The organism is Virgibacillus litoralis (genome assembly GCF_017873675.1).
In the GTDB taxonomy this organism is placed as follows: Bacteria; Bacillota; Bacilli; order Bacillales; family Amphibacillaceae; genus Lentibacillus; species Lentibacillus litoralis.
In genome coordinates this window covers 18,911-41,351 of the sequence record NZ_JAGGKK010000005.1, presented here as the reverse complement: position 1 = coordinate 41,351, position 22,441 = coordinate 18,911, and the positions used below count along the sequence as shown (strand labels likewise).

The window sequence follows — 22,441 nt, the reverse complement described above, 5'->3', positions numbered from 1 at the left end:
GGTATTTGGCATAATAGAGTTAACCAAAAACTACTACCAAACACACAACGGAGGTTTTTTCTATGCTCAATAATGATGATGCACAATTAAGCATCTACTCAGTATTATACAATAAAATTCCCGAAAATCACATGCTTAAGTTAATAAGAGATGAAGTTGATTTTAGTTTTATTAATGAACTTCTTGAAGACTTTTACTGCAAGTATTACGGGAGACCGGCAAAAGAGCCTGAACTTATGATTAAATTGTTATAATTTGTCAGACGAATGAGTTGTTGAGGATGCTTCATTAAATCTTACCTATATGTATTTCCTAGGCATTAATCCAGAAGATAGCTTACCTCATCCAAGCCTATTGACGAAATTTAGAATGGGGAAATGAAGCAATTTTACGGGTTTGTTCGTGCCAAGGGGGTACGGTCTAAGAAGTATGGAAATACAAGCTAAATTCACCGGGATAGCGGTTAAATTAAAGAGGATAGCAGGGGTACTATCCTCTAAAAAAGCCTTTTTCAAATGCCCTTTTTACCAATTATTGAAAAGAGTGCAGATTTTGGAGAATCTGTACTCTTTTTCGTAGAAACCTATTTTAAAAGGGACCATTTGGGAAAATGAGGAAATAGAGATAGTCATAATTCGGTGCATAGGTAGTAAAGGAGCTGATAAAGTCCCCTAGTATATTATCAGTGAATTTAGTGTGGACCAGTAAAGGTGGGGAAGTCAAATTACATTGACCTCACTGTACCGGCATAATGATAGAGATGATAGAAACGAGAAGCGCCTCAAGTGAATAATTTGCACTTGGGAGGTGATTAAGGTGTGTTAGCGATTTTATTAATTTTAATAGTGCAAATAACCTCCTTGAATACTTAATTGTTAAATTATTTTGATTCGTTATATTATTCAAAAAATATATTGAAGGCTAGTTTTAGTTGTGTTAATATTTATTAAATATAAATAAAAAAATTAATAATTTAATTAAGGGGGTGAAATAGTGAATGTAATCGATCTTCATTCCGATATTTTTACCGATATCGCATTTCGAAGGGAAAAAGGAGAGAGAAACGTATTGGAAAGACGGCACTTGCCCTATTTAAAAAAGGCTGGTGTATCTGGTATTATTGGTGCTTTTTGGGTTGAGCCTTTGTTTAAAGACAATAAGAAAGCTAGATTTCAAGAACTTGTAAGATTTGCTTTAGATGATATAAAGGAATCTGAAAGGATTAAAATTATTACTTCACCAAAAAGATTACTTGAAACAGTCCGCGATGATCAGTTTTTCGTTTTTCTAGGAATCGAAGGCCTTGCATTCTTAGAAGAATGGGGTGGAAACATTGATGAAAATATGATTGATGAAGCATTTCATGAGTTAAATCAAAAATCAATCAGGCATTCAATTCTTGCTTGGTACGACTCCAACTTCTTAGCATCAGCTTCCGGAAATAATAACCACACAGGACTTACCACACTTGGAAAATACACAATAAAGCAACATGAAAAAAATAATTGGATAATTGACGTTTCCCATTTAGATGAAGAAACATTCTGGGGAGTTATTAATGCTAGCAATATGCCTATTTTAGCTTCTCACAGCAATGTAAGAAAGATTTGTGATTCTGAAAGAAATTTAACAGACCAACAAATCGAAGCGATTGCCGCTACTGGAGGGCTTATTGGTGTAAATGCGTGTAGTGCTTTTGTTCACAAAGAGGATCCTACTTTATCCAAAGTTATTGATCATATCAGCTACATAGCAGATTTGGTAGGCATTGAACATGTAGGATTTGGATTTGACTTTGTAGACTATCTTGAGCCCTATAAATTAGCTGGCGCTACGCCTAATATGACGACGGAAGGTCTAGAGAATGCTACTAAAATACCTGATCTTTTAAATGAAATGGTAAAGAGAGGTTTTTCCACTGAAGAAGTAGAACAAGTAGCTTTTACTAATTTCTATCAATTTTTGTGTAAAATTCATTTTTCTAAAAAGTTAGGGGGAAATATTTATGAATAAACGTTTACTAATTATGATAATGTCGTTGTTGTTTGTTTTAGTAGCATGTAATTCTACTGCAGGCACTGAGGATGACGGTAAATCTTCAGATTCAAATACATTAAATGTCTCAATTGTAGAAGATGCTGGTACACTTGACCCGGGTGTCTCCATGGATAATTCAGCATGGAAAATCACCTATAATGCATATGAACGACTTGTGCAATATGATGGCGAAAAGACAACCGTCAAACCAAGTTTGGCTAAAGATTGGGAAATATCTGATGACGGAAAAACCTACACTTTTTTCTTAGAGGAAGGACATAAATTTGCTGATGGTTCGGAAGTAGATGCCGAAGCTGTAAAGTTTTCATTTGATAGAACGTTAGCTATTGAAAAAGGTCCATCTAGTTTATACAACATTATAAATGAAACGCGCGTTGTTGACCCCTATACAGTGGAATTTCAGTTAGAAAATGAGTTCCCGCCGTTTATATCGACGCTTGCAGCAAACTATGGTTCCATTATAAACCCAAAAGTAATGGATCATGAAGAAGACGCAGATTACGGGCAAAACTATCTGGCTTCAAATACAATGGGAAGCGGTCCATATATGTTGGAGGAATATCAAAAGAGCCAATATTATAAACTCGCTCTAAATCCTAACCATCCACTGGATCCAGAATTAAAGACAGTATACTTCCAGATTTCATCGGATACATCGGGTGCGCGAATGAGATTAGAAAAAGGTGAGATTGATATTTTAGAAGGATTGCCAGTTGATCAATTTTCTGAAGTTGAGTCAGTAGATGGTGTTAAAGTGTTACAGTCCCCTTCATTAGCCGTGGAATATGTATACATGAATATCGGAAAGGGTAACGAAGTCTTGAAAAATAAAATGTTTCGACAAGCAATAAGTTATGCCGTAGACTATCAATCTTTCATTGATGAGATAATGGCTGGCTACGGTACACAGTTTAGAGGTCCAGTACCTGAGGGTCTTTGGGGACATAACCCTGATGCCTTCATGTACAGCCGTGATTTGAACAAAGCTAAAGAACTTCTGGAGGAGTCTGGAGTAAGTGATGATGTTACTCTCGACCTGCTTTACTCAGATAATAATTCTCAGTGGGAAGAACTTGCATTACTATTACAGAATAATCTTGGCGAGATAGGGATAAACGTGGAGCTTACCAAAGTAGCTTATGCTACCATGCGTGAACAGCTTGATGTTGGAGAATTTGACCTTAGTTTAGGTGTTTGGAGTCCTGACTATGCTGATCCCTACATGTTCATGAATTATTGGTTTGACTCGGATAACTGGGGACTTGCCGGCAATCGTTCTTTTTATGAGAATCCTGAAGTAGATAAATTAATTAGAGAGGCAGCAAGCATTAGTGATCAAGAGGAGCGGATTGCTCTTTATAAAGAGGCTCAGGAAATCATTGTCGAGGATGCTGCATATGTTTACCTGGCGCAAAAGGATTCTATGATCCCAATGAGAGAAGATGTACAAGGATACGTTTTTAACCCAATGCTTGAAGGCATTTACAATCTTGCTGATATGTCAAAATAATCCTGCCTAAGAAGGTGATGACAGTATATGTTAAAAGTTATAAAGGACAGAATGATCATGCTTGTATTTGTCGTATTTGGTGTTAGTTTAATAACCTTTCTCATTTCTAATGTGATTCCGGGCGATCCAGCCCGGATGATTGTTGGTCAACGCGCTTCTCAGGAAACTTACCAGAGTATAAGAGAACAGCTGGGACTGAATGATCCATTAATTATACAATATTTCAATTATGTGAAAGGTCTTTTCACAGGAGATTTAGGGACATCCATTCGTACGCAACAGCCAGTTCTGGAAGATATACTGTCATATCTGCCCGCAACCCTGGAATTAATCATAATCGCATTTATGATTGCCATTTTTTTTGGGATGATAATTGGTGTTTTTACTGGCATATACAATAATACGATGATTGACTATATAGGACGTATTTTTTCGATATCAGGTGTGTCTACCCCAATATTCTTAAGTGGATTAATTGTCATTATCATTTTCTATGGACAATTGGATTGGCTGCCATCTTCTGGAAGGCTTGATTTGACTATGGCTCGTCCTCCGACTGTTACTGGATTCTATACTGTTGATAGTTTAATGGTAGGTAATCTGGAAACATTCAGGAACGCAGTATCTCATATTTTTCTGCCTGCCCTCATTTTGTCTTATGTTCTCTTGTCTACCGTTACACGTCAAGTAAGGTCATCAATGATTGATGTTTTAAATAAAGAATATATTAGAACCGCAAATGCTAACGGTTTATCTAAATGGACTGTAAACGTTCGATATGCTTTAAGAAACTCCCTTATACCTACTATTACGGTAATCGGGGTTTCATTTGGTTCTTTATTAGGCGGAGCTGTTGTCACAGAAATTGTATTTAATTGGCCTGGAATGGGTAAGTACGTTGTTGATTCAATTGGGAGTCTGGATTTCCCGGCCATTATGGGCTTTACAATAGTGATAGCAATTGGGTATGTGTTGATTAATTTAATAGTTGATTTATTATATATCTTTCTCGATCCACAAATTAGAGAATAGGGGGGATAATAAAAATGGAGCTAGACGTTCGCGCTACACATACTGAATTAATAAACAGACCTTCCCAATTAAGGTTGAATTGGTATCGCTTCCGCAAGAATCCACTTACGTTAATTGGAGGGATTGTTCTATTACTTTTTATTATCATTGCAGTTGCTGCGCCATTATTAACACCGTATGAACCTGAAGTGATAAACATGGAAAATAGATTGGCACCACCCAGTATGTCTCATTGGTTTGGAACAGATGAAGTGGGTAGGGATGTATTAACCAGGATTATTTATGGGGCTCGTTTATCCTTGGGGATGGGGATTACTGTTGTCGTAATTGCCGGGTTAATTGGAACAATTATCGGTGCATTTGCTGGCTATATGGGTGGGAAATTCGGACAAATTATCATGAGAATTATGGATGTTATTCTAGCATTTCCTACACTCGTATTGGCGATGGCGTTAACTGCAGCCCTTGGACCAAGTCTTATTAATGCGATGCTTGCGATAGCAATTGTGAAAATTCCAGCCTTTGTACGATTGGCAAGGAGTGAGGCACTTGTTGTAAGAGAACAATTATTTGTAAAAGCTTCAAAAACATTTGGACTGTCAGACATTTGGATTATTTTCAGGCACATAATTCCGAATGTGATCACACCAGTAATTATTCAAGTGTCTATAGACCTGGGTGATGCTATCATGTTAATTGCTACACTCGGTTTCCTTGGATTAGGTGCACAGCCGCCTATACCCGAGTGGGGAACAATGGTTCACACAGGGTGGGAATTTTTTATGGAACAATGGTGGTACGCAACATTTCCTGGTATTGCGATATTTTTGGCGACAGTAAGTTTTAACTTATTGGGTGATGGCTTACGTGATGTCTTAGATCCAAAATCAATAAGATAGGAGGGAGGGAAATGCTCCTTCAAATAGAAGATTTAGCAGTTTCTTTTTTAAGTATGTATGGAAAGACAGATGTTCTAGAGGATGTATCTATAGATATTGATAGTGGTGAGGTGATAGGCATAGTTGGTGAATCAGGTTCCGGTAAATCGGTGACTGCACTCTCAATTCTAGGATTACTGGATAACAATGCTCAGATTAATAAGGGTCATATTAATTATAAAGGTAATGACTTACTTACCTTACCACCAAATAAACTGCAATTGTTAAGGGGAAAGGAAATAGGTATTGTTTTTCAGGAGCCAATGTCGGCGCTTAATCCTACAATGAAAATAGGGAAGCAAATTTCAAACGTCATTAGAAAACACCGAAACGTTGATAAACAGACAGGAAAACAATTAGCTATCAAAGCATTGGAAGATGTTCAAATCAATAATCCACAGGAAGTTTTTCATAAATATTCATTTCAACTAAGTGGGGGGATGTGCCAAAGAGTTGTTATTGCATTAGCAATGTCTTCACCACCAGAATTACTCATTGCAGATGAACCGACAACAGCTTTGGATGTAACTGTTCAGGCAGAAATCTTAAAATTGATGAAGAAACTCTCAGATAATCATCAAACTAGCATCATGCTTATTACGCATGACCTTGGAGTTGTTGCAAATACATGTGACCGTATATACGTTATGTATGGAGGCAAGGTCGTGGAAAATGGTACAACATCTGAAGTCCTATATCACCCGCAGCACCCATACACTAAAGGACTAATCGATTCCATTCCTGAAGGGAAGTCGAAGAATCATCCATTGAAAGTATTGCAGGGGGATTCATTTAACCCTGGAAAACGTCCTCAGGGGTGTGTATTTTATGATAGATGCAATATCCGTTCTAGTAAATGTTTAGAAGAACCACCAACGATTGAAGTAAATGCTAAACATAATGTTGCTTGTTGGGAGGCAGAAAGTATTGCTATACGTGAATAAGCTTATTAAAACATTTGAAGATCTTCATGCTGTAAATGATGTGTCATTTCAGATTGAGAAAGGTGAATCATATGGCCTGGTAGGTGAATCTGGGTCTGGAAAAAGCACAATTGGGAACATGATAATCGGCCTTCTTGACCCGACGAGTGGGAACATTAGATTACACGGTAAAAATCTTTGGAAAGGCAAAAAATTTATTCGTCCTTATCCTGGGCAAATGCAGATTGTATTTCAAGATCCGCAATCGTCATTAGATTCTCGTTTTCGTATTCGTGATATTGTGACAGAACCATTTAAAGCATTTTCTCGTAAAGAGCAAAAACAAAAGATGACGAATATAAACATGGCTGAAATAATGCAACGAGTTGGCTTACATGAGGAGCATCTTGATCGGTATCCGCATGAATTTTCGGGTGGTCAGCGTCAGAGAATTGCGATTGCACGAGCGATTATTACGAATCCGGAATTCATTATTTTAGATGAACCCACATCTGCATTAGACGTATCAGTTCAAGCTCAAATATTAAATTTACTTAAATACTTACAGGAAGAACTGGACTTAACATATCTCTTTATCTCACACGATATGTCTGTAATCCGCTACATGAGTGACAAAATTGGTGTATTGTATCAAGGAAAGCTAATAGAAGAAGGTGAAACTGAAATGATTTTCAAGAACCCCAAACAAGACTATACAAAGAAACTGTTTGCCTCACTACCGCAACTTTCTAGTCAGGGAAGCTAACTTGATAAAATTGTGAGTAGAAAGTGGGTGATCTGAACAGTGAAACCGATAATCGGAATGACATTATCAATGGAGATTGATAAATCACATTATACAGCTACAAATGATAATGTGGAAGCCATCATACAGGCAGGGGGAATGCCAGTTATGTTACCATACCTTTCTGATGAATGTGATGTGGAACAAGTTGCCAATAAAATTGACGGTTTATATGCAACAGGAGGATATGATATAGACCCAACTCTCTTCGGAGAAGAACCTCATCCTCAACTTGGGACTATTATTCCTGCACGTGACCAGTTTGAAATTTCTGTTATGAAAAAGTTACTTAAAATGGGGAAACCGATATTAGGGGTTTGTCGTGGATGCCAAACACTGAACATTGCAGCTGGTGGCGATATGTATCAGGATATTTATTCACAAATCAACGGTGATTTATTGCAGCATACTCAAAAAGCTCCAATGGATCATGGTTCCCATTTTGTTTATGTGTCCAAAAATTCCTTGCTCAGTAGGTTGACGGGTATGGATCATTTTCGTATAAACAGTTGGCATCATCAGGCAAATCGTAAAATACCAAGCACTTTTCAAGTTAGTGGAACAGCAAGCGATGGAATTATTGAGGCAATTGAAAGTAAACAGCATTCGTTTGTACTTGGATTACAGTGGCATCCTGAGGCTAAAGTGAAATCAGGTGATGTAACATCGTTAAGGATCTATCAAAGTTTTATTGAAGCGTGCAAAGTCGAGCGATAAGTACGTATATGGGAAGAATTGATAAAGTAAATCTGGTTATGAAAAAATATAGGAGTTAAATTGATTTGTGAAAAAAAGGGTGAGAGATATGTTAGATATCAAACGCCACTGGCTATTAAGTGAGTTTTGAAAGAATCAGGTTCAGAATATTGTGTAATACTAGATACAATATTTTCAAATACAATAAAGGGTTTATTGATTTTTGATAGGATGAGCCATGGCTCATCCTATCAAAAATTTGCGATCGTCTACATCTCTCATCACTTCTTCTTTTTTATAAATGTTCGATTGCCAAGATCCAATATATCTCCATAGTCCATCAGTACCGCACCTCGAGATCTATTCTTCTAGCATATTGCTGGTGCTGAGACTTACAAGATCGTTTTTAGGTTCAGCATAATACTGCGTGGTATCATCAAAGCTTTCATCCAGGATAGCAACCGCCTTCTTGTATCCCTTCTCTTCTTTATATTTCAGGATAAATTGGTCTTTGAGAGCGCGAGCCTATTTGATATGAATGACTCCGGCATATGGCTGGAGTCATTTTTATTCTGGGATAAAAGGGGACAGGTTCCTTCCCGGCAACAAGTCCTCAAAACTCCTCGTGAAAAATGATCAGTACAATCCACCATTTTCAGTCAACAGCTCCCCTAATTACCAAAATCAGTCCAATCATAATTATTCTCTCTCTGTTTTTGTTCATTTACTTCTTTTTTACTTTTAACATTTTTTACTTTTGTAAATGTCATAATATAGCCGCAATCCTCACAAGCATATTTATAAACATCAGAATGTCGATCAATAAAGGATTTCTTTTCTTCTGGTACTAGCATTAGATTAATATCTGCCCTCGCATCTGTTTGATGGTCTAATTCAGTATTTACATCGACATCGATATCAACTGGGTACTCGAAACTGTTCGCTATCGTCCTTACATCATTATAAGCTGTTGAATAAATATCAACATTAACATCAATAGTATAATTTCCTTTACGGAAATGCTCTCCGCCACATACTAGGCATTTTATTTCACTCACAACAATCCCTCCTCAACTAAATGTATATTTTTTGATAAGGATTGTTATGATAGCGTGGGCATTTCACTGGCTGTCTTCTCTTGGTTTTGGACGTGCCACAAGTCAACTAACTCATCTAACTTGTGCAACAAGACATTCTAGGATCTATCGTTCATTTTCTGCTAAAGCAGAAAATACCTTTCTTATAAGTACTATCGTTTCTCAAGCTGAAAAAGTGGCATCTGGATAAAAATATTTTCCGGATGCCACTTTTATAACGCGAGGATCGATTATAGTTAAAACAGATGCTATTTCTTGTTCATAACTAATTGGGTGGTGCCTAGCGGAACGATGGGGGCAAAAGGGACAGTGAACCTGACCCTCCGTCCCTTTACAATCTTCTTTCACATGATTTATCAAGTTTAATTGAAGGATTTTTTTCAGTAAGATAGGATATAAATTTCTTCATATCCCCCTTTTTCTTTAAAAATCCAACACCTATCTTCATCTTTAGTTTACCCTGATGGTTATATAATGAATAATAAGCGCCTCTATCCCCTTCTAAGTTCAACTTATCAACGTCTTTGTAATAGATAATTCTTTCTTTAATTGGTGATTTGGTTTTAATATAATCATCGTATAAATATACCCTTGAGATGAATGAACCGATTAGACCGTATAAAACTAAAATATATATTCCAACAAAAATTATTCCTGATATATCTGGAGACCATATGTAATCCATTTTGTAAATGATTTGCAAATTAAAGATAATGTCTACTAAAAGAAAAACTAGAATAATAAATACGACTATACTAGACTTGCTTTTTGACAAAATCCAAACTGACTCATCAGACATTTACAAGCACCTCTCAACCCAATAGAATGACGTAATTTTCACATAATTATATCATATCATTGGTGCCGTGGAATGTCACTTCTGTTCCTGAGTGAGAGGGACAAAAGGGACAGGTTCATCGTCCCGGTATCACAGCACCGGGACAAGGAGCCTGACCCTACGTCCCGAGTTCTCCTAACTTACGTACATCCACATTACCGCCGGAAACAACACATGCTATGTTTTTTTCTTGTACACCCAATTTCTCAAACATTGCTGCAGCTATTGCGACAGCACTGGATGGTTCAATGACCTGTTTCATTCGTTCGAGAATAAAAAATAGTGCCTGCTGGATTTCTGTTTCACTGACTAATACCAGGTCGTCCAAATATTTTTGCAGAACAGGAAATGTCAGATCACCAGGCTGACTCGTTCGTAAACCGTCGGCAATTGTTCTTGTTCCAGGAATTGAGGTAATCATACCTTTTTCTAATGAAAGGTGTGTATCGTTGGCAGTTTCCGGTTCGACTCCAATAACTTTCACATGTGGTTTTGACTCCTTGATTGCTGTCAATATTCCGGAGATTAGACCACCGCCACCAACGGGAACAACTACCACATCGACATCTTCTAACTGCTTCAGTATCTCCAGCCCAACTGTACCTTGTCCTGCCATGATATATGGGTCGTCATATGGGGGAATAAACACGCCATTCTTTTTAGTTGCTAACTCCTTTGCACGAGGCAGTCTTTCAGCTGAAGTCGTACCACATTCTTCGATTTCCCCATTATAGTCTCTGATAGCATTCAATTTACTAGCCGTTGCATCCTCAGGCACAACAATCGTCGCAGGAACTCCAAGGACATTGGCAATATAAGCAACTGCCTGTCCATGATTTCCAGATGAAGCTGCGGTCACGTATGTCGACCCATCTTGAACGGCTTGTTTTACTTTATTCGTTGCGCCTCTTATTTTAAAGGAACCCGTTTTCTGCAAATGTTCACTTTTTAAGAACATGTTGTTCCCGCAAATGGAAGAAAGCGCTGTGGAGGTAAGGATTGGTGTTTCATTAATCGTATCTGAAATTTGTTCAGATGCTTGATATATGTTTTTTAGTGTAATCATATAATACAACTCTCCTTTAAAGGGAAAGAGGGTCAGGTTCATCGTCCCGGATTCCGCGACAACGGGACAAGGAACCTGACCCTACGTCCCTATAGACTTTCTAAAAATGTAACTATTTTATCTGCTAATTTTTTATGTCCTTCATCATTCAGGTGTATTCCATCTGTCATGTACTTCTCTCTCCACCATTGTTTCCACGGGTACTGGTTTGCTTGATGATATAAATCAAGACATGGTATACCATATTTGCCGGCAACTTCTAACTCAGCTTGTACCATGGATTCTAATTGGGCATTGGTTGGTTCTCCCACATCACGTCTGAATTGGGTAAACATAGCTATAGTAGCGTTTGGGTACATTTCGATTGCTTCATTTAATGTTGTGTCTATTGCACCGTAAAAACTTGCTTCGGGGTCTGTATCGCCGAATGACCCTAATACAAATGGTCTTTCCGTTTCAGCGTAATCATTTCCGCCTCCTGCAAAGGTTATTAAATCTGCATCATTATCTATATGGTTCAGGCGTAAGTGATATGCATCGTTACCATTCCAACTATTAAACCAGCCCGATCCTGACAGGCCTAAATTTTGGACTGTACAACCTAAGTTAAGAGCTAAATACCCATGATATTTAACGGTTCCAGCCCAGTTATATTCTGTGTTACTGTCCCCAACAACAGTCCATTTTTTGCCCTTCCATTTACTTGTACTAGCCACTTGTTTCCCTCCTTATTTAAGTAGATCGATTACTAGATTGATTCCCCAACTCTATTTGTATACCTAAGTATACTAGTAAATATTACCTAAGACCAACTAAACTGAATATAAAATGAGGGGGTGATGTTATATAAAAAAATTATTGATTCTAATAATTTTTACCAGTCTTATAGTCATTGTTTATGCGTCCTATTCACTCTATGAAGATTTACACACCTACAAAGTATCTGCAAAAAAATATCAGAAAGTAGAGAAAATCTACCAATACCGAAATGATCCTGTTACTAGATTAACATCAATTAATGATGATTATGTAGGGTGGATCAAAATACCAGGTACTCAGATTAATTATCCAGTAGTAATGGGTGATAACAATGAATTTTACCTTACTCATAATTACTACAAGGAAGAGGACAAAGTTGGAGCGATCTTTATGGATTTCAGGAATTCGATTGAAGAATTGGATAACAATCTAATTCTGTATGGTCATAATATGAAGGACGATAGCATGTTTGGGGCTGTCCTTGATTACATGGACGAAGATTTTTTTAGAAAAAACAGGATAATTCAATTTGAACTGCAGGGACGTAGTATTGAATGGGAAGTATTTTCGGTTTATAAGACAACCGATTTAGATTGGATGGAAACTGAATTTAGTACGGATGACAAATTTGACAACTTTGCCTCAACAATAAAAGAACAATCTCTTTTTACAAATCAAACGAATATTGATGAGACGGATACTATTGTGACTCTATCGACATGTACTGTTAGAAATGGCGAGGAAAGAGTAATTGTTCACGCTAAATTAAAGGATGCGGGGGAATATAATCAATGAAAGTAAAGGGTTTTTTATTTCTGGTTTTGGCAGTTGCATTTTTTTCACTTCAGCCAATGGGTAATACAATTGATGCAAAAACAAAGAATTCCAACATAGATGTAGAAGTTTCAACTGATAAACAAACATATAGTGCTGGAGAAGAGATTAGTTACAGCGTCATTGTTACAAATAATTCAGCTTTTGAAGCAAGAGATGTTAAAGTGACGAGTAATCTGCCAGAAGGATTTTCGTTAGTTGATGCAGATTCATCTATTACGGAACCTGACAAAGCGGACGGTAATGTGACTTGGAAGATTGAAAAAATGGATCCGTCTGAACAAGTGAATTTAACTTTTGAAGCAAAAGTAAAAAAAGACAATAACGATGATGAACCTAAGGATAAACAAGATAACGATGCAGATGATGAGACAGTAGCCGGGACTACGGATGATAACTCAGGTGAGACTGTGTCCGCTCCGCAAACAGGTGATAGTACAAACTTCACCGGTTATATCATCATGATTCTTGTCTCATTGGCTGTACTGGTTCTAGCAATCTGGGCTTTTAAATTAAAACGATTTAGAAAAATAGCAACATTTTTGGTTGCTTTAGCCTTGATCCTTCCGTCATTAAGTGTAGCAAATGCGGCTGAAAAAACTGAGACTATTGAGGTTACTCATAAAATAACCGTCGATGGAACAGATTATAAGTTGGTAACTAGCGTAGAAGCTGTTGTTACATTTTATGAGAATCCACAAGACTATGACAAAGACGGATTATTAAATGATTTTGAAGATTTGTATGAACAACTGGACAAATTTTCAAGCGATTCCGATGGTGATGGACAAGCTGATGGAGAAGAAGATTTTGATCAAGATGGTTTGACTAATAGTGAAGAGCAGAAGAATGGTACAGACCCATTTAAGGAAGATACCGATGGTGATGGCTTGTTGGATGGAGACGAAGTTCATCAGCATGGTACAGATCCAACGATGAAGGATACGGATGAAGATGAAATTGATGACAATATCGAAATCAACTCAACTTTAGCTCTTGGAACAGATCCGACCAACCCAGACACAGATGGAAACGGGATTTTAGATGGTGATGAGGTCTTTGAAGTGACTGTTGATTCGGAACAGGAATTAGGTGAATCTGCAGTTATCGCAGGTACATCTATGAAAGTGAAGGGTAAAAAAGCTCACACTGTAAAGGTAGAAAATGTAGAAGGGTCAAATGCCAACATCTATCCTGACATCCCAGGGTATTTAGGAGCACCATATAACTTTGAAGGTGATTTTGAAGGTAAGGCAACGATGACATTCACCTATGATACAGGGCTTGATGATGGCACAGGAAGTTTTGAACCATCGATTTTCTATTTTAATGAGAAAACAGGGATTTTGGAGAAAGTGGATAATGTTGTAGTAGATAAAAGTGCAGGATCTGTTACTGCTACTGTAGATCATTTTAGTAAGTATTTACTATTAAATGAGACAAAGTGGGAAGCGATGTGGAGTCAGGAGTTCATTCGTCCACGAAAAGACGATGATACGACAGTTGAGTATGTTGATATTGTGTTTGCGGTCGACTCATCGGGAAGTATGACTGGTAATGATCCAGACGATTTACGAAAGGATGCAGTCAAAAATTTTGTTGATTCATTGTTAAGTCAAGACCAAGCTGCTCTTGTTGACTGGGATAGTTCTGCAAATGTTGTTGTAAATCTTACAACAGATCACGGTGCATTAGAAGTAGCAATTGATTCTATTGACTCTTCTAGTGGAACAGATTTAAACGATGGTTTGCAAGCTTCATTTAATGAATTGCTCGGTGATAACGGAAAGAACAGTGAAAAGTATGTTATTTTCCTAACTGATGGTATTGGATCATACAATAAAGATGTACTTGACCCAGCTATAGATAACGGTATAAAGGTATTTACAATTGGCTTGAGCGATTCTGTGGATGAAGCAGTATTGCAAGAAATTGCTGATTTAACAGGTGGAGAGTACTTGTTTGCTTCCACTGCAGATGAATTATTAGAAAAGTATAACGAAGCTGCTAATGAAACAACAGGTCCAGAGTATAAGGATACAGATGGTGATGGAATAAGTGATTATGAAGAGGAAAATGGGTATTTTTTAGTAAATGCGGGAATGATCACAACCGATCCAACTGTAGCAGATACTGATGGAGATGGCATTAAAGATGGTGGTGAACTAGGAGAACTTGCTCCTAAATCGGTGTACATTGGAAATGGAGAATTTGCCGATGCATATCATTGGAACAGCCGACCAGATAAAACCGACACTGACGGTGATGGTATTAATGACAATGAAGATGATAATCCATTAGTTAAATAAGATGATTTGACTAAATAGAGACTGTTAGACGGATGTGATTTTCACAACGTCTAGCAGCCTCTTTCTTTTCGATTAAATAAACTGAGATTTGGAGATAATGCCTAATAATATTTTGAGTTTGTTTTTTAATGAGGAAAAAAGGGAAATATTACATAGTGGGTTTTCATGCAGATATCACAGACGATATAGACAGTCTGACTGCGGGAATGATATGTTTAAAGAGATTTCACACAAAAGAAGGAGTGAACACAAATGTTAAGATGGCTATTTGTGTTTGTTGCTATTTTATTTATGGTGTCGATTCAAACACCAGATACAGTGCAGAAGACGTGGAAGGCTGACAAAATAGAACCAGCGACTTTTGATAAATGGACAGTAGATATAAAAGAATGGCTCGCTGATAATGATATTAGTGTTGCGAGAATAAAAGATAATTTAACACAATTGGTGAGCGTTCCAAGAGGTGGAGACACGGTACCAAATAGTTCTTCAGAGCAAGGTGCTCCCTCAAATCTTGAGGCAAAAGATCCTTCCGATTTTGAGAAGGAAGTAGTTGACCTCGTTAATCAAGAACGGGTAAAAGAAAACTTAGAACCACTCAAAATGCATGACCGTCTAAGCAGTCTTGCCAGAAAGAAATCCGAGGACATGGCTAAAAATAATTATTTTAGCCACACATCGCCAACATACGGTTCACCTTTTGACATGATGCAGCAATTCAACTTTAACTATAGTATGGCTGGAGAAAACATTGCGGCAGGACAACGCAGCCCTGAACAGGTTGTAGAGGGATGGATGAACAGTGAAGGTCATCGAAAAAATATTATGAAGGATGGATTCACACACATTGGTGTTGGGTATGTTGAAGGTGCTGGGCTGCCATATAAGACCTACTGGACACAATTATTTATGACACCAAGGTAGGTTGGGGAGGTTAGTTGATTTGAAAGTAACAGAAATATACAAAAAGGGCGATAGAGCTATTAATGAGGATGCCCATGTTATTAATGAAGATGCTCATATTTTTGCAGCTATTGATGGCGCAACAGGGTTGGACGGAATGCCGGGCTATCTAGCTTCACATGCTGTACAGGAAGAATTAAAGCAGGTAACACAAGTGAGTTCTCTCTATGAAAGTATGCAGGCAGCAAATGAGAAGTTAAGTGAAAAAGCTGTGGAATACTATGAGACTAGTTTTAGAAAATTAAAGACTCCCAGTATTAATGAAATACCAAAAAAGCAGAGAAGCTCAACAGGTGTAGCCGCAATCCAACTGGATCAAGATGGGTTAGCTTTTGACTACTTTCATGCAGGTGATTGCATGTTGTTCCTTAGATATGAAAACAATGAAATAAGAACTGTTACCTATGATCTGGTACAATACCTGGATCAAGTAGCGATTAATGAAGTTGTTAAGTTACGTGAGGCGGGCGGAAATGATTTGGATCTAAAAGACCTCCGGGAAAAGGTTAAACCTACGTTGCTACGGAATCGGGATAAGCTTAATTCGGCCGATGGTTACAGCATTATTGATGGCAGTGATAAGGCGTTTGATTATATTGAGTATGGAAGAATTCCGCTCAATCGAGTTACCGGAATTCTTTTACTAAGTGACGGACTGGTTTTGCCGACGGAATTGGATGAAATCAATGCGTGGAGTAAGACTGCTGAAATAGCTTTTGACGATGGTCTAGATGGGTTATTGGCTGAAGTGGAAAAAAGAGAAGAAGATGATCCGCAATGTATCCAATATCCTCGAATGAAACAGAGAGATGATAAGACTGGGGTTTTGGTTGAATTGTAGAGATAAGAAAAGCGCCTATTTTCCGGAATAGGCGCTTTTTTTAATAGAAGTATTTGTACTTCTCTTGTATGAATAATATTAAGGATGGATTTTAGGGGATAAATATATTAGTTAGTTAAAAAAAGATTGACTTTTATTTTTATGAAGAGACTGGTAAAGGATTTTAATAAGGATACGATGGTGGAAGGGCTTGAAAAAGAGTATATACATCCGGGTGTTCTGAAGTATTTGGATGAAAATGAATAGACTTACATTCTTATTTAATAGATACAATGTTGAGTTAACATTATAATCTAGTATTTAGTTGATATAAAGCCCAGATCATAAGCAACTGGGCTTTTCTATTTCTGATCTTTGACCAATTGAAAATTGACACAAAAACACCTACAGACTTTACAGCTTATACCCTGCTCTACTCTTAAATCGCTTCAGTATCACATGACTCTCTACTCGTGTAATACCTTCCACAGAATACAACTCGTTATTAATAAAATTCTCAAGCATTGTAAAGTCTTCCACAAGAACGTGCATATGTAACGTGCTTGGGCCAGTCATTTGATAAATACTTGCAACACTAGGGTTATCTGCAAGGTTTTGCGCTACTTCTTGAAGTTGTTTTGGTTCAACATCAACTTCAAAAAAAGCGGAAACTTTTTTTCCAAACTTCTCTGAGTTTATTGCAACGGTGAAGTTCTCAATTACCCCTTTATCCTTAAGGTTTTGAATTCTATCCTTAACAGCTACACGTGATAGTCCTACCTTTTCCGCTAACTCTACGTAAGATATTCGTCCATCTTTAATTAATTCTTCTAAAAGCTTACGATCTAATTCGTTTTGTTTCATAGGTCTTTTCTCCTGTTCGACATATTTCCGAAATGAGACTTTATTCATATTTTTTAATACAAAATGATAGTCTGATTGGCTATATAAAGTATAAATGAAATCTTTTTTAAAATAAAGGTTTATTTTTGTCAAAAAATATATTGACTGAAAATTGTTTATTCTGTAATATGGGATTTAATTATTTACCAAATAATAAAAATATTATCAAAATTTAGCGAGGAGGTTCTGAAAAATCTTCTAGTTTCTTAAAGGAATGTGAATTAAAGTTTAAAAATAGGAGGAATTAAATTGAAGAGAATTATTAATATTGCTTTATTAAGTTTAATAGTAATTGTCGCTCTATCTGCATGTAGTTCAGATACTTCTAGCGAGGCTCAAGGAAGTGATTACCCGAGTAAATCGATTCAGATAATAGTCCCATGGGATGCTGGTGGTGATACGGATGCTGTTAACAGGTTAATTGCTAAAGAGCTGGAAACAATCCTTGACACTGAAGTCGTTGTGAAGAATATTGCGGGTGGAAGTGGCGTTGTAGGTGCACAGCAAGCATTAAATGCAGACAACGATGGTTATACACTTCTTTCAATCCATGATTCGGTTGCAATGTCTCAGCTTACTGGTCAATCAGATTTTGGTTATTTTGATTTTGAACCCATCTCATTAATGACATCAACATACGATGCTGTTGCAACACATCCGGACAGTCCTTGGAATTCAATGGAGGATGTTATACAATACGCAAAAGAAAATCCAGGGGAGATTTCATATGCCGCTTCAATTGGCTCTACCTCACAATTGGAACCAGCTTTGATTGAAACTGCTGCAGGTGTGGATTTCAATATCGTTGGCTACGATGGAACGGCCAAAAGAATGAAGGCGGTTGTTGGTAATGATGTAGATTTAGGTGGCGTTTCCGTCTTAGCCGGGAAGGATTATTTGGAAGACGACCGGATGAAACTGCTTGGCTATACTGGTGGGGAAAGAAGCGAAGTACTTCCGGATCTACCAACACTTAAAGAACAAGGAATTGATGTAGAATCTGCTACAAATAGAGGTCTTGTAGCACCAAAAGGTACACCAGAAGAAATCGTTGAAAAGCTTAGTAATGCCCTCAAAGAAGTAGCAAACAGTGATTCTTTCAAAACGAAAATGGATGAATTAGGCACAGATGTTAACTTCAAGGGAACGGAAGAGTATGTTGAGTTCTTAGAGAAAAATGAAGCAGATATGAAAGAGTCACTTGAGAAAAGTGGTTTGCTTGCAGAATAAAAGGGAGGATTCATTATGTTAAAAGCAAAACGCGATCTTATTAATGCAGTAGTAATTTTGATCTTTTGTGGTTTTGCTTATTATGGTTCCTCTTTAATTACAGATCGAAACCTTGGTAAGACTGAAGCTGATTTATTCCCAAATATAGTGATTGGGATACTTACTTTATTGAGTTTATGTTTGTTAGTGAATAGTATTTACAGAATGAAGCAAGAGGATGATTCTAAATTAAACTTTTCTCTTAAGATGGTTCTCCGTGAAAATAAAAAGGTGATTTTAACGTTTGTCTTATTTGGACTATACGTTTTTCTTCTTAGTTATATTGGTTACTTTGTTTCATCTATTTTGTTTATGATTTCATTATATTTTGTACTAGCGAATAACAAACAAAAGTTATGGGCTGTCTTTTTAGGGTTTACTGTATTTACTACAGTTCTATATTTTGTTTTCCAAAATGCACTGTCGGTTTTTCTTCCAACAGGAGTGTTGTTTTAAAGGGGAGTAACTAGTCATGGAAGATATACTTTTAAGTTTTGAAACCATCTTGAACTTTCAAACGATTTCCATTCTCTTAATTGGTGTTGTGGCAGGCATAATTGTCGGAAGTATTCCAGGGTTTACCATAACAATGGGGGTTGCACTTACGTTACCTTTTAGTTTTAGTATGGATCCAATAAATGGTATTGCGCTAATGATGGGTGTCCAGGTAGGAGGGAGTTCCGGGGGGCTCATAACGGCTAGCCTCCTTGGTATCCCTGGAACACCATCTGCTATGGCAACTACCTTTGATGGGTACCCCATGGTAAAGAATGGAGAACCAGGAAAGGCATTAGCTATCGGATTATGGTCGTCTTTTATTGGTTCCATTATATCGGGCATAATACTGATTTTCATGGCGCCAATTTTGGCTGAATGGGCTCTTGAATTTGGACCTTGGGAAATGTTTGCATTAATGTTATTTGGGATTAGTGCAATAGCAAGTTTGAGCGAAGGTTCGTTAATAAAAGGGTTAATTTCAGGGATTCTAGGAATAATGTTCGCGCTGGTTGGCTCAGGTCCACTAATGGGGATACCAAGATTCACGTTTGGTTTTAGTGAGTTGTTAGCTGGATTTAATTTTTTACCTGTGTTAATTGGTCTGTTTGCATTCTCCCAGTTAATGAATGATATTAAAAATCCTCCCAAACCTTTGAATATTGATAAAAATACAGATGTAACTTATCCATTTGTAAAAGTTATTAAAGATATGTGGAAGTCAGCTGGAAATGTGATTAGATCAGGTTTGATTGGTACATTTGTAGGGATATTACCAGCAGCAGGCGGTAGTATTGCGAACATTTTAAGCTATGATGTTGCTAAAAAGTTTTCCAAGAACCCTTCTAAGTTTGGTAAAGGTACGAAAGATGGGGTTATCGCAGCTGAATCCGCCAATAACTCATCAGTTGGTGGAGCGCTTGTTCCAATGATGGCATTCGGTATCCCTGGTGATGCTGTAACTGCAATGATGCTGGGTGCTTTAATAATTCATGGTATTCAACCGGGGCCTTTACTTATGGAAAATCAACCAATTTTGGCTAATGGTGTATTTATTTCATTTTTCCTAGCGGCATTTTTAATGTTGGCCGTACAAAGTTTTGGAATTAAAATATTCTTAAAGATTAATAAAATTCCATTTCATTACTTAGTCCCAATTGTTTTATTACTGTGTGTACTTGGTAGTTTTGCTGTTAACAATCGAATTTTTGACGTTTGGGTTCTATTATTATTTGGCTTAATTGGTTATTGGATGAAGGTTAATAAATTTCCTTTGCCACCCTTTATATTAGGGATAATATTAGGACCGATGGTTGAGTCTAATTTGCGTCAAGCAATATCGTTAGAGCCTAATTTATTGGTTTTTTTCACACGACCAATATCTGCAGTATTAATTATTCTGGCAATGCTATCAATGGCATATGGAATATACAGTAACAATAAGAGTAAAAAACAGATTGTCTAATTAAATTAAAATTTATAATTTGGGGAGTGATTATATGTATTCAATTAACCATCAGTCCTATCCATATCAAAATACACGTAATGCAGTATATGCAAAGAACGGCATGGTTTCAACATCTCAGCCTCTTGCATCTCAGGCAGGACTAGCGATTCTAAAAAAAGGTGGAAATGCTATTGATGCTGCAATTGCTACAGCAGCGTGTCTGACGGTTGTAGAGCCAACTTCTAATGGAATTGGCGGGGATGCCTTTGCCTTAGTTTGGACAAAAGGTGAATTACATGGCTTGAATGGAAGTGGCCGATCACCTAAAAGTATTACAATTGATGCTGTAAAGGATACTGGTTACGATGATATTCCTAAGTATGGGTGGACGCCAGTTACTGTTCCCGGGACACCTGGGGCATGGGCTGAGTTGTCAGAAAAATTTGGGAAGCTTCCATTTAGGGAAGTATTAGAGCCCGCGATTACATACGCTTCAGACGGCTTCCCTGTCTCACCTACGTTAAGTAAGTATTGGAAAAATGCCTATAATGTTTTCAAAGAAGAATTGACGGATGACGTTTTTTTAAATTGGTTTGATACATTTACACCAAAAGGTAGGGCACCTGAAACTGGGGAAATATGGTCATCGCTTGATCACGCAGAGACTTTACGCTCAATAGCAGAAACGAATGCGGAATCATTTTATCGTGGTGAATTAGCAGAGAAAATCAGCAATTTTTCCAGTGAAAATGGAGGTTATTTATCCGCTGAAGATCTTGCAGAACATCGTTCAGAATGGGTGAAACCAATCAACGTAAATTATCGAGGTTATGATGTGTGGGAGATACCACCGAATGGTCAAGGTATTATAGCACTTCAAGCTTTGAATATCTTAAAGGGATTTGATTTCCCGGAGAAGGAGTCAGCAGATACTTACCATAAGCAAATTGAATCAATTAAATTAGCGTTTGCGGATGGTCAAAAGCATGTAACAGAAGAAAGCCATATGGAACTTACAACAGAAGAAATGTTGTCAGATGAATACGGGGAATTACGCAGAAAGCTCATTGATGAAAATGCACATATACCTAAAGCTGGTGAACCATCACTAAGTGGAACTGTTTATTTAGCAACCGCTGATGACGAAGGTAATATGGTTTCATTTATTCAAAGTAACTATATGGGATTTGGCTCAGGACTTGTTGTACCAGGGACAGGGATAGCCTTGCAAAATCGGGGTCACAACTTCTCGATGGATCCCAATCACGTAAATGCTTTGAAAGGCGGTAAGAAAACATATCATACCATTATACCAGGATTCTTAACAAAGAATAATCAGGCAGTTGGACCATTTGGTGTAATGGGAGGATTTATGCAGCCTCAGGGTCATGTTCAAGTGATTATGAATACAATTGACTTTCATCTTAATCCACAGGCAGCATTGGATGCACCGCGTTGGCAATGGATTAAGGAGAAGACTGTTGAGGTAGAACATAGATTTCCTCACCATCTTGCTGCTGCATTAGCTGATAAAGATCATGATGTGAGAATTGCACTTCAACCTAATAGTTTCGGTCGTGGACAAATTATTTGGCGGGATCCTGATACAGGTGTGTTGATCGGTGGTACAGAGTCAAGGACAGATGGAACAGTTGCAGCATGGTAATTGCTATAAATAA

At 37.4% G+C, this 22,441-nt stretch carries 20 protein-coding genes and 1 pseudogene; 16 read left to right on the top strand and 5 right to left on the bottom strand.

Translation table 11 applies throughout. The features are described 5' to 3' along the window. Positions 1 to 62: 62 nt before the first annotated feature. The 8 genes and pseudogenes from J2Z82_RS06155 to J2Z82_RS06120 all read left to right on the top strand — a co-directional run. Positions 63 to 369, top strand: a pseudogene (locus tag J2Z82_RS06155) (transposase); the annotation flags it as partial. A gap of 624 nt (positions 370 to 993) precedes the next feature. Next, positions 994 to 2,013, top strand: coding sequence for a dipeptidase (locus J2Z82_RS06150; RefSeq protein ID WP_209479913.1), 1,020 nt, complete (start codon positions 994 to 996; stop codon positions 2,011 to 2,013). Continuing rightward, positions 2,006 to 3,568, top strand: coding sequence for an ABC transporter substrate-binding protein (locus tag J2Z82_RS06145; RefSeq protein WP_209479912.1), 1,563 nt, complete (start codon positions 2,006 to 2,008; stop codon positions 3,566 to 3,568). The genes J2Z82_RS06150 and J2Z82_RS06145 overlap by 8 nt, the downstream gene beginning before the upstream one ends. 27 nt (positions 3,569 to 3,595) lie before the next feature. Then, a complete protein-coding gene (locus tag J2Z82_RS06140) occupies positions 3,596 to 4,600 on the top strand; it encodes an ABC transporter permease (protein WP_209479911.1) in 1,005 nt (334 codons plus the stop codon). Positions 4,601 to 4,614: 14 nt separating this feature from the next. Continuing rightward, positions 4,615 to 5,499 carry an ABC transporter permease gene (locus J2Z82_RS06135; RefSeq protein ID WP_209479910.1) on the top strand — a complete coding sequence of 295 codons (885 nt, stop codon included), beginning with the start codon at positions 4,615 to 4,617 and terminating at the stop codon, positions 5,497 to 5,499. Between the two features lie 11 nt (positions 5,500 to 5,510). Continuing rightward, positions 5,511 to 6,482, top strand: coding sequence for an ABC transporter ATP-binding protein (locus J2Z82_RS06130; RefSeq protein WP_209479909.1), 972 nt, complete (start codon positions 5,511 to 5,513; stop codon positions 6,480 to 6,482). Continuing rightward, positions 6,475 to 7,227 (top strand): ATP-binding cassette domain-containing protein, encoded by a 753-nt coding sequence (locus tag J2Z82_RS06125; RefSeq protein ID WP_342453604.1) that lies wholly within the window; start codon positions 6,475 to 6,477, stop codon positions 7,225 to 7,227. Before J2Z82_RS06130 ends, J2Z82_RS06125 begins: the two co-directional genes overlap by 8 nt. A gap of 39 nt (positions 7,228 to 7,266) precedes the next feature. Then, the gene (locus J2Z82_RS06120; protein WP_209479908.1) at positions 7,267 to 7,983 is read left to right on the top strand and encodes a gamma-glutamyl-gamma-aminobutyrate hydrolase family protein; all 717 of its coding nucleotides are present in this window, start codon (positions 7,267 to 7,269) and stop codon (positions 7,981 to 7,983) included. Positions 7,984 to 8,633: 650 nt separating this feature from the next. Here J2Z82_RS06120 and J2Z82_RS06115 read toward each other — a convergent pair. The 4 genes from J2Z82_RS06115 to J2Z82_RS06100 all read right to left on the bottom strand — a co-directional run bounded on the left by J2Z82_RS06115 (position 8,634) and on the right by J2Z82_RS06100 (position 11,679). Beyond that, the gene (locus tag J2Z82_RS06115; RefSeq protein WP_209479907.1) at positions 8,634 to 9,020 is read right to left on the bottom strand and encodes a hypothetical protein; all 387 of its coding nucleotides are present in this window, start codon (positions 9,018 to 9,020) and stop codon (positions 8,634 to 8,636) included. 370 nt (positions 9,021 to 9,390) lie between these two features. Beyond that, complete coding sequence (locus J2Z82_RS06110; protein WP_209479906.1) at positions 9,391 to 9,858, bottom strand: hypothetical protein; 468 nt, start codon at positions 9,856 to 9,858, stop codon at positions 9,391 to 9,393. Positions 9,859 to 10,015: 157 nt separating this feature from the next. Beyond that, positions 10,016 to 10,963: a threonine ammonia-lyase gene (locus J2Z82_RS06105; RefSeq protein ID WP_209479905.1), complete on the bottom strand. Its 948-nt coding sequence runs from the start codon at positions 10,961 to 10,963 to the stop codon at positions 10,016 to 10,018. An 89-nt stretch (positions 10,964 to 11,052) separates the two neighbouring features. Further along, positions 11,053 to 11,679, bottom strand: a complete 627-nt coding sequence (locus J2Z82_RS06100; RefSeq protein WP_209479904.1) for an SGNH/GDSL hydrolase family protein — start codon at positions 11,677 to 11,679, stop codon at positions 11,053 to 11,055. Positions 11,680 to 11,821: 142 nt separating this feature from the next. Between J2Z82_RS06100 and srtB the strand changes: the two genes are divergently transcribed. The 4 genes from srtB to J2Z82_RS06080 all read left to right on the top strand — a co-directional run bounded on the left by srtB (position 11,822) and on the right by J2Z82_RS06080 (position 16,669). Then, the gene (gene srtB, locus J2Z82_RS06095; protein WP_209479903.1) at positions 11,822 to 12,517 is read left to right on the top strand and encodes a class B sortase; all 696 of its coding nucleotides are present in this window, start codon (positions 11,822 to 11,824) and stop codon (positions 12,515 to 12,517) included. After that, positions 12,514 to 14,865 (top strand): VWA domain-containing protein, encoded by a 2,352-nt coding sequence (locus tag J2Z82_RS06090; protein ID WP_209479902.1) that lies wholly within the window; start codon positions 12,514 to 12,516, stop codon positions 14,863 to 14,865. Before srtB ends, J2Z82_RS06090 begins: the two co-directional genes overlap by 4 nt. A gap of 252 nt (positions 14,866 to 15,117) precedes the next feature. Then, positions 15,118 to 15,789 carry a CAP domain-containing protein gene (locus J2Z82_RS06085; RefSeq protein ID WP_209479901.1) on the top strand — a complete coding sequence of 224 codons (672 nt, stop codon included), beginning with the start codon at positions 15,118 to 15,120 and terminating at the stop codon, positions 15,787 to 15,789. Between the two features lie 19 nt (positions 15,790 to 15,808). Then, positions 15,809 to 16,669, top strand: a complete 861-nt coding sequence (locus J2Z82_RS06080) for a PP2C family serine/threonine-protein phosphatase (protein ID WP_209479900.1) — start codon at positions 15,809 to 15,811, stop codon at positions 16,667 to 16,669. A 393-nt stretch (positions 16,670 to 17,062) separates the two neighbouring features. Here J2Z82_RS06080 and J2Z82_RS06075 read toward each other — a convergent pair whose 3' ends face one another. Next, positions 17,063 to 17,512: an Lrp/AsnC family transcriptional regulator gene (locus tag J2Z82_RS06075; RefSeq protein ID WP_209479899.1), complete on the bottom strand. Its 450-nt coding sequence runs from the start codon at positions 17,510 to 17,512 to the stop codon at positions 17,063 to 17,065. A 288-nt stretch (positions 17,513 to 17,800) separates the two neighbouring features. On the opposite strand from J2Z82_RS06075, the gene J2Z82_RS06070 reads away from it, so the two are divergent. The 4 genes from J2Z82_RS06070 to J2Z82_RS06055 are packed head-to-tail and all read left to right on the top strand — an operon-like array spanning position 17,801 to position 22,428. Beyond that, positions 17,801 to 18,781: a tripartite tricarboxylate transporter substrate binding protein gene (locus J2Z82_RS06070; protein WP_209479898.1), complete on the top strand. Its 981-nt coding sequence runs from the start codon at positions 17,801 to 17,803 to the stop codon at positions 18,779 to 18,781. A 15-nt stretch (positions 18,782 to 18,796) separates the two neighbouring features. Beyond that, positions 18,797 to 19,276, top strand: coding sequence for a tripartite tricarboxylate transporter TctB family protein (locus tag J2Z82_RS06065; RefSeq protein ID WP_209479897.1), 480 nt, complete (start codon positions 18,797 to 18,799; stop codon positions 19,274 to 19,276). A gap of 16 nt (positions 19,277 to 19,292) precedes the next feature. Continuing rightward, entirely contained in the window at positions 19,293 to 20,780 is a 1,488-nt protein-coding gene (locus J2Z82_RS06060) for a tripartite tricarboxylate transporter permease (protein ID WP_209479896.1), read from the top strand. Positions 20,781 to 20,814: 34 nt separating this feature from the next. Continuing rightward, positions 20,815 to 22,428 (top strand): gamma-glutamyltransferase family protein, encoded by a 1,614-nt coding sequence (locus J2Z82_RS06055; protein WP_209479895.1) that lies wholly within the window; start codon positions 20,815 to 20,817, stop codon positions 22,426 to 22,428. Positions 22,429 to 22,441 lie beyond the last annotated feature (13 nt).

Bases quoted from the DNA above. Each gene is read 5' to 3' on its own strand.
- J2Z82_RS06145 (WP_209479912.1), top strand. From the start codon at position 2,006: ATGAATAAACGTTTACTAATTATGATAATGTCGTTGTTGTTTGTTTTA.
- J2Z82_RS06140 (WP_209479911.1), top strand. From the start codon at position 3,596: ATGTTAAAAGTTATAAAGGACAGAATGATCATGCTTGTATTTGTCGTA.
- J2Z82_RS06135 (WP_209479910.1), top strand. From the start codon at position 4,615: ATGGAGCTAGACGTTCGCGCTACACATACTGAATTAATAAACAGACCT.
- J2Z82_RS06130 (WP_209479909.1), top strand. From the start codon at position 5,511: ATGCTCCTTCAAATAGAAGATTTAGCAGTTTCTTTTTTAAGTATGTAT.
- J2Z82_RS06110 (WP_209479906.1), bottom strand. From the start codon at position 9,858: ATGTCTGATGAGTCAGTTTGGATTTTGTCAAAAAGCAAGTCTAGTATA.
- J2Z82_RS06105 (WP_209479905.1), bottom strand. From the start codon at position 10,963: ATGATTACACTAAAAAACATATATCAAGCATCTGAACAAATTTCAGAT.
- J2Z82_RS06090 (WP_209479902.1), top strand. From the start codon at position 12,514: ATGAAAGTAAAGGGTTTTTTATTTCTGGTTTTGGCAGTTGCATTTTTT.
- J2Z82_RS06085 (WP_209479901.1), top strand. From the start codon at position 15,118: ATGTTAAGATGGCTATTTGTGTTTGTTGCTATTTTATTTATGGTGTCG.
- J2Z82_RS06075 (WP_209479899.1), bottom strand. From the start codon at position 17,512: ATGAAACAAAACGAATTAGATCGTAAGCTTTTAGAAGAATTAATTAAA.
- J2Z82_RS06065 (WP_209479897.1), top strand. From the start codon at position 18,797: ATGTTAAAAGCAAAACGCGATCTTATTAATGCAGTAGTAATTTTGATC.
- J2Z82_RS06060 (WP_209479896.1), top strand. From the start codon at position 19,293: ATGGAAGATATACTTTTAAGTTTTGAAACCATCTTGAACTTTCAAACG.
- J2Z82_RS06055 (WP_209479895.1), top strand. From the start codon at position 20,815: ATGTATTCAATTAACCATCAGTCCTATCCATATCAAAATACACGTAAT.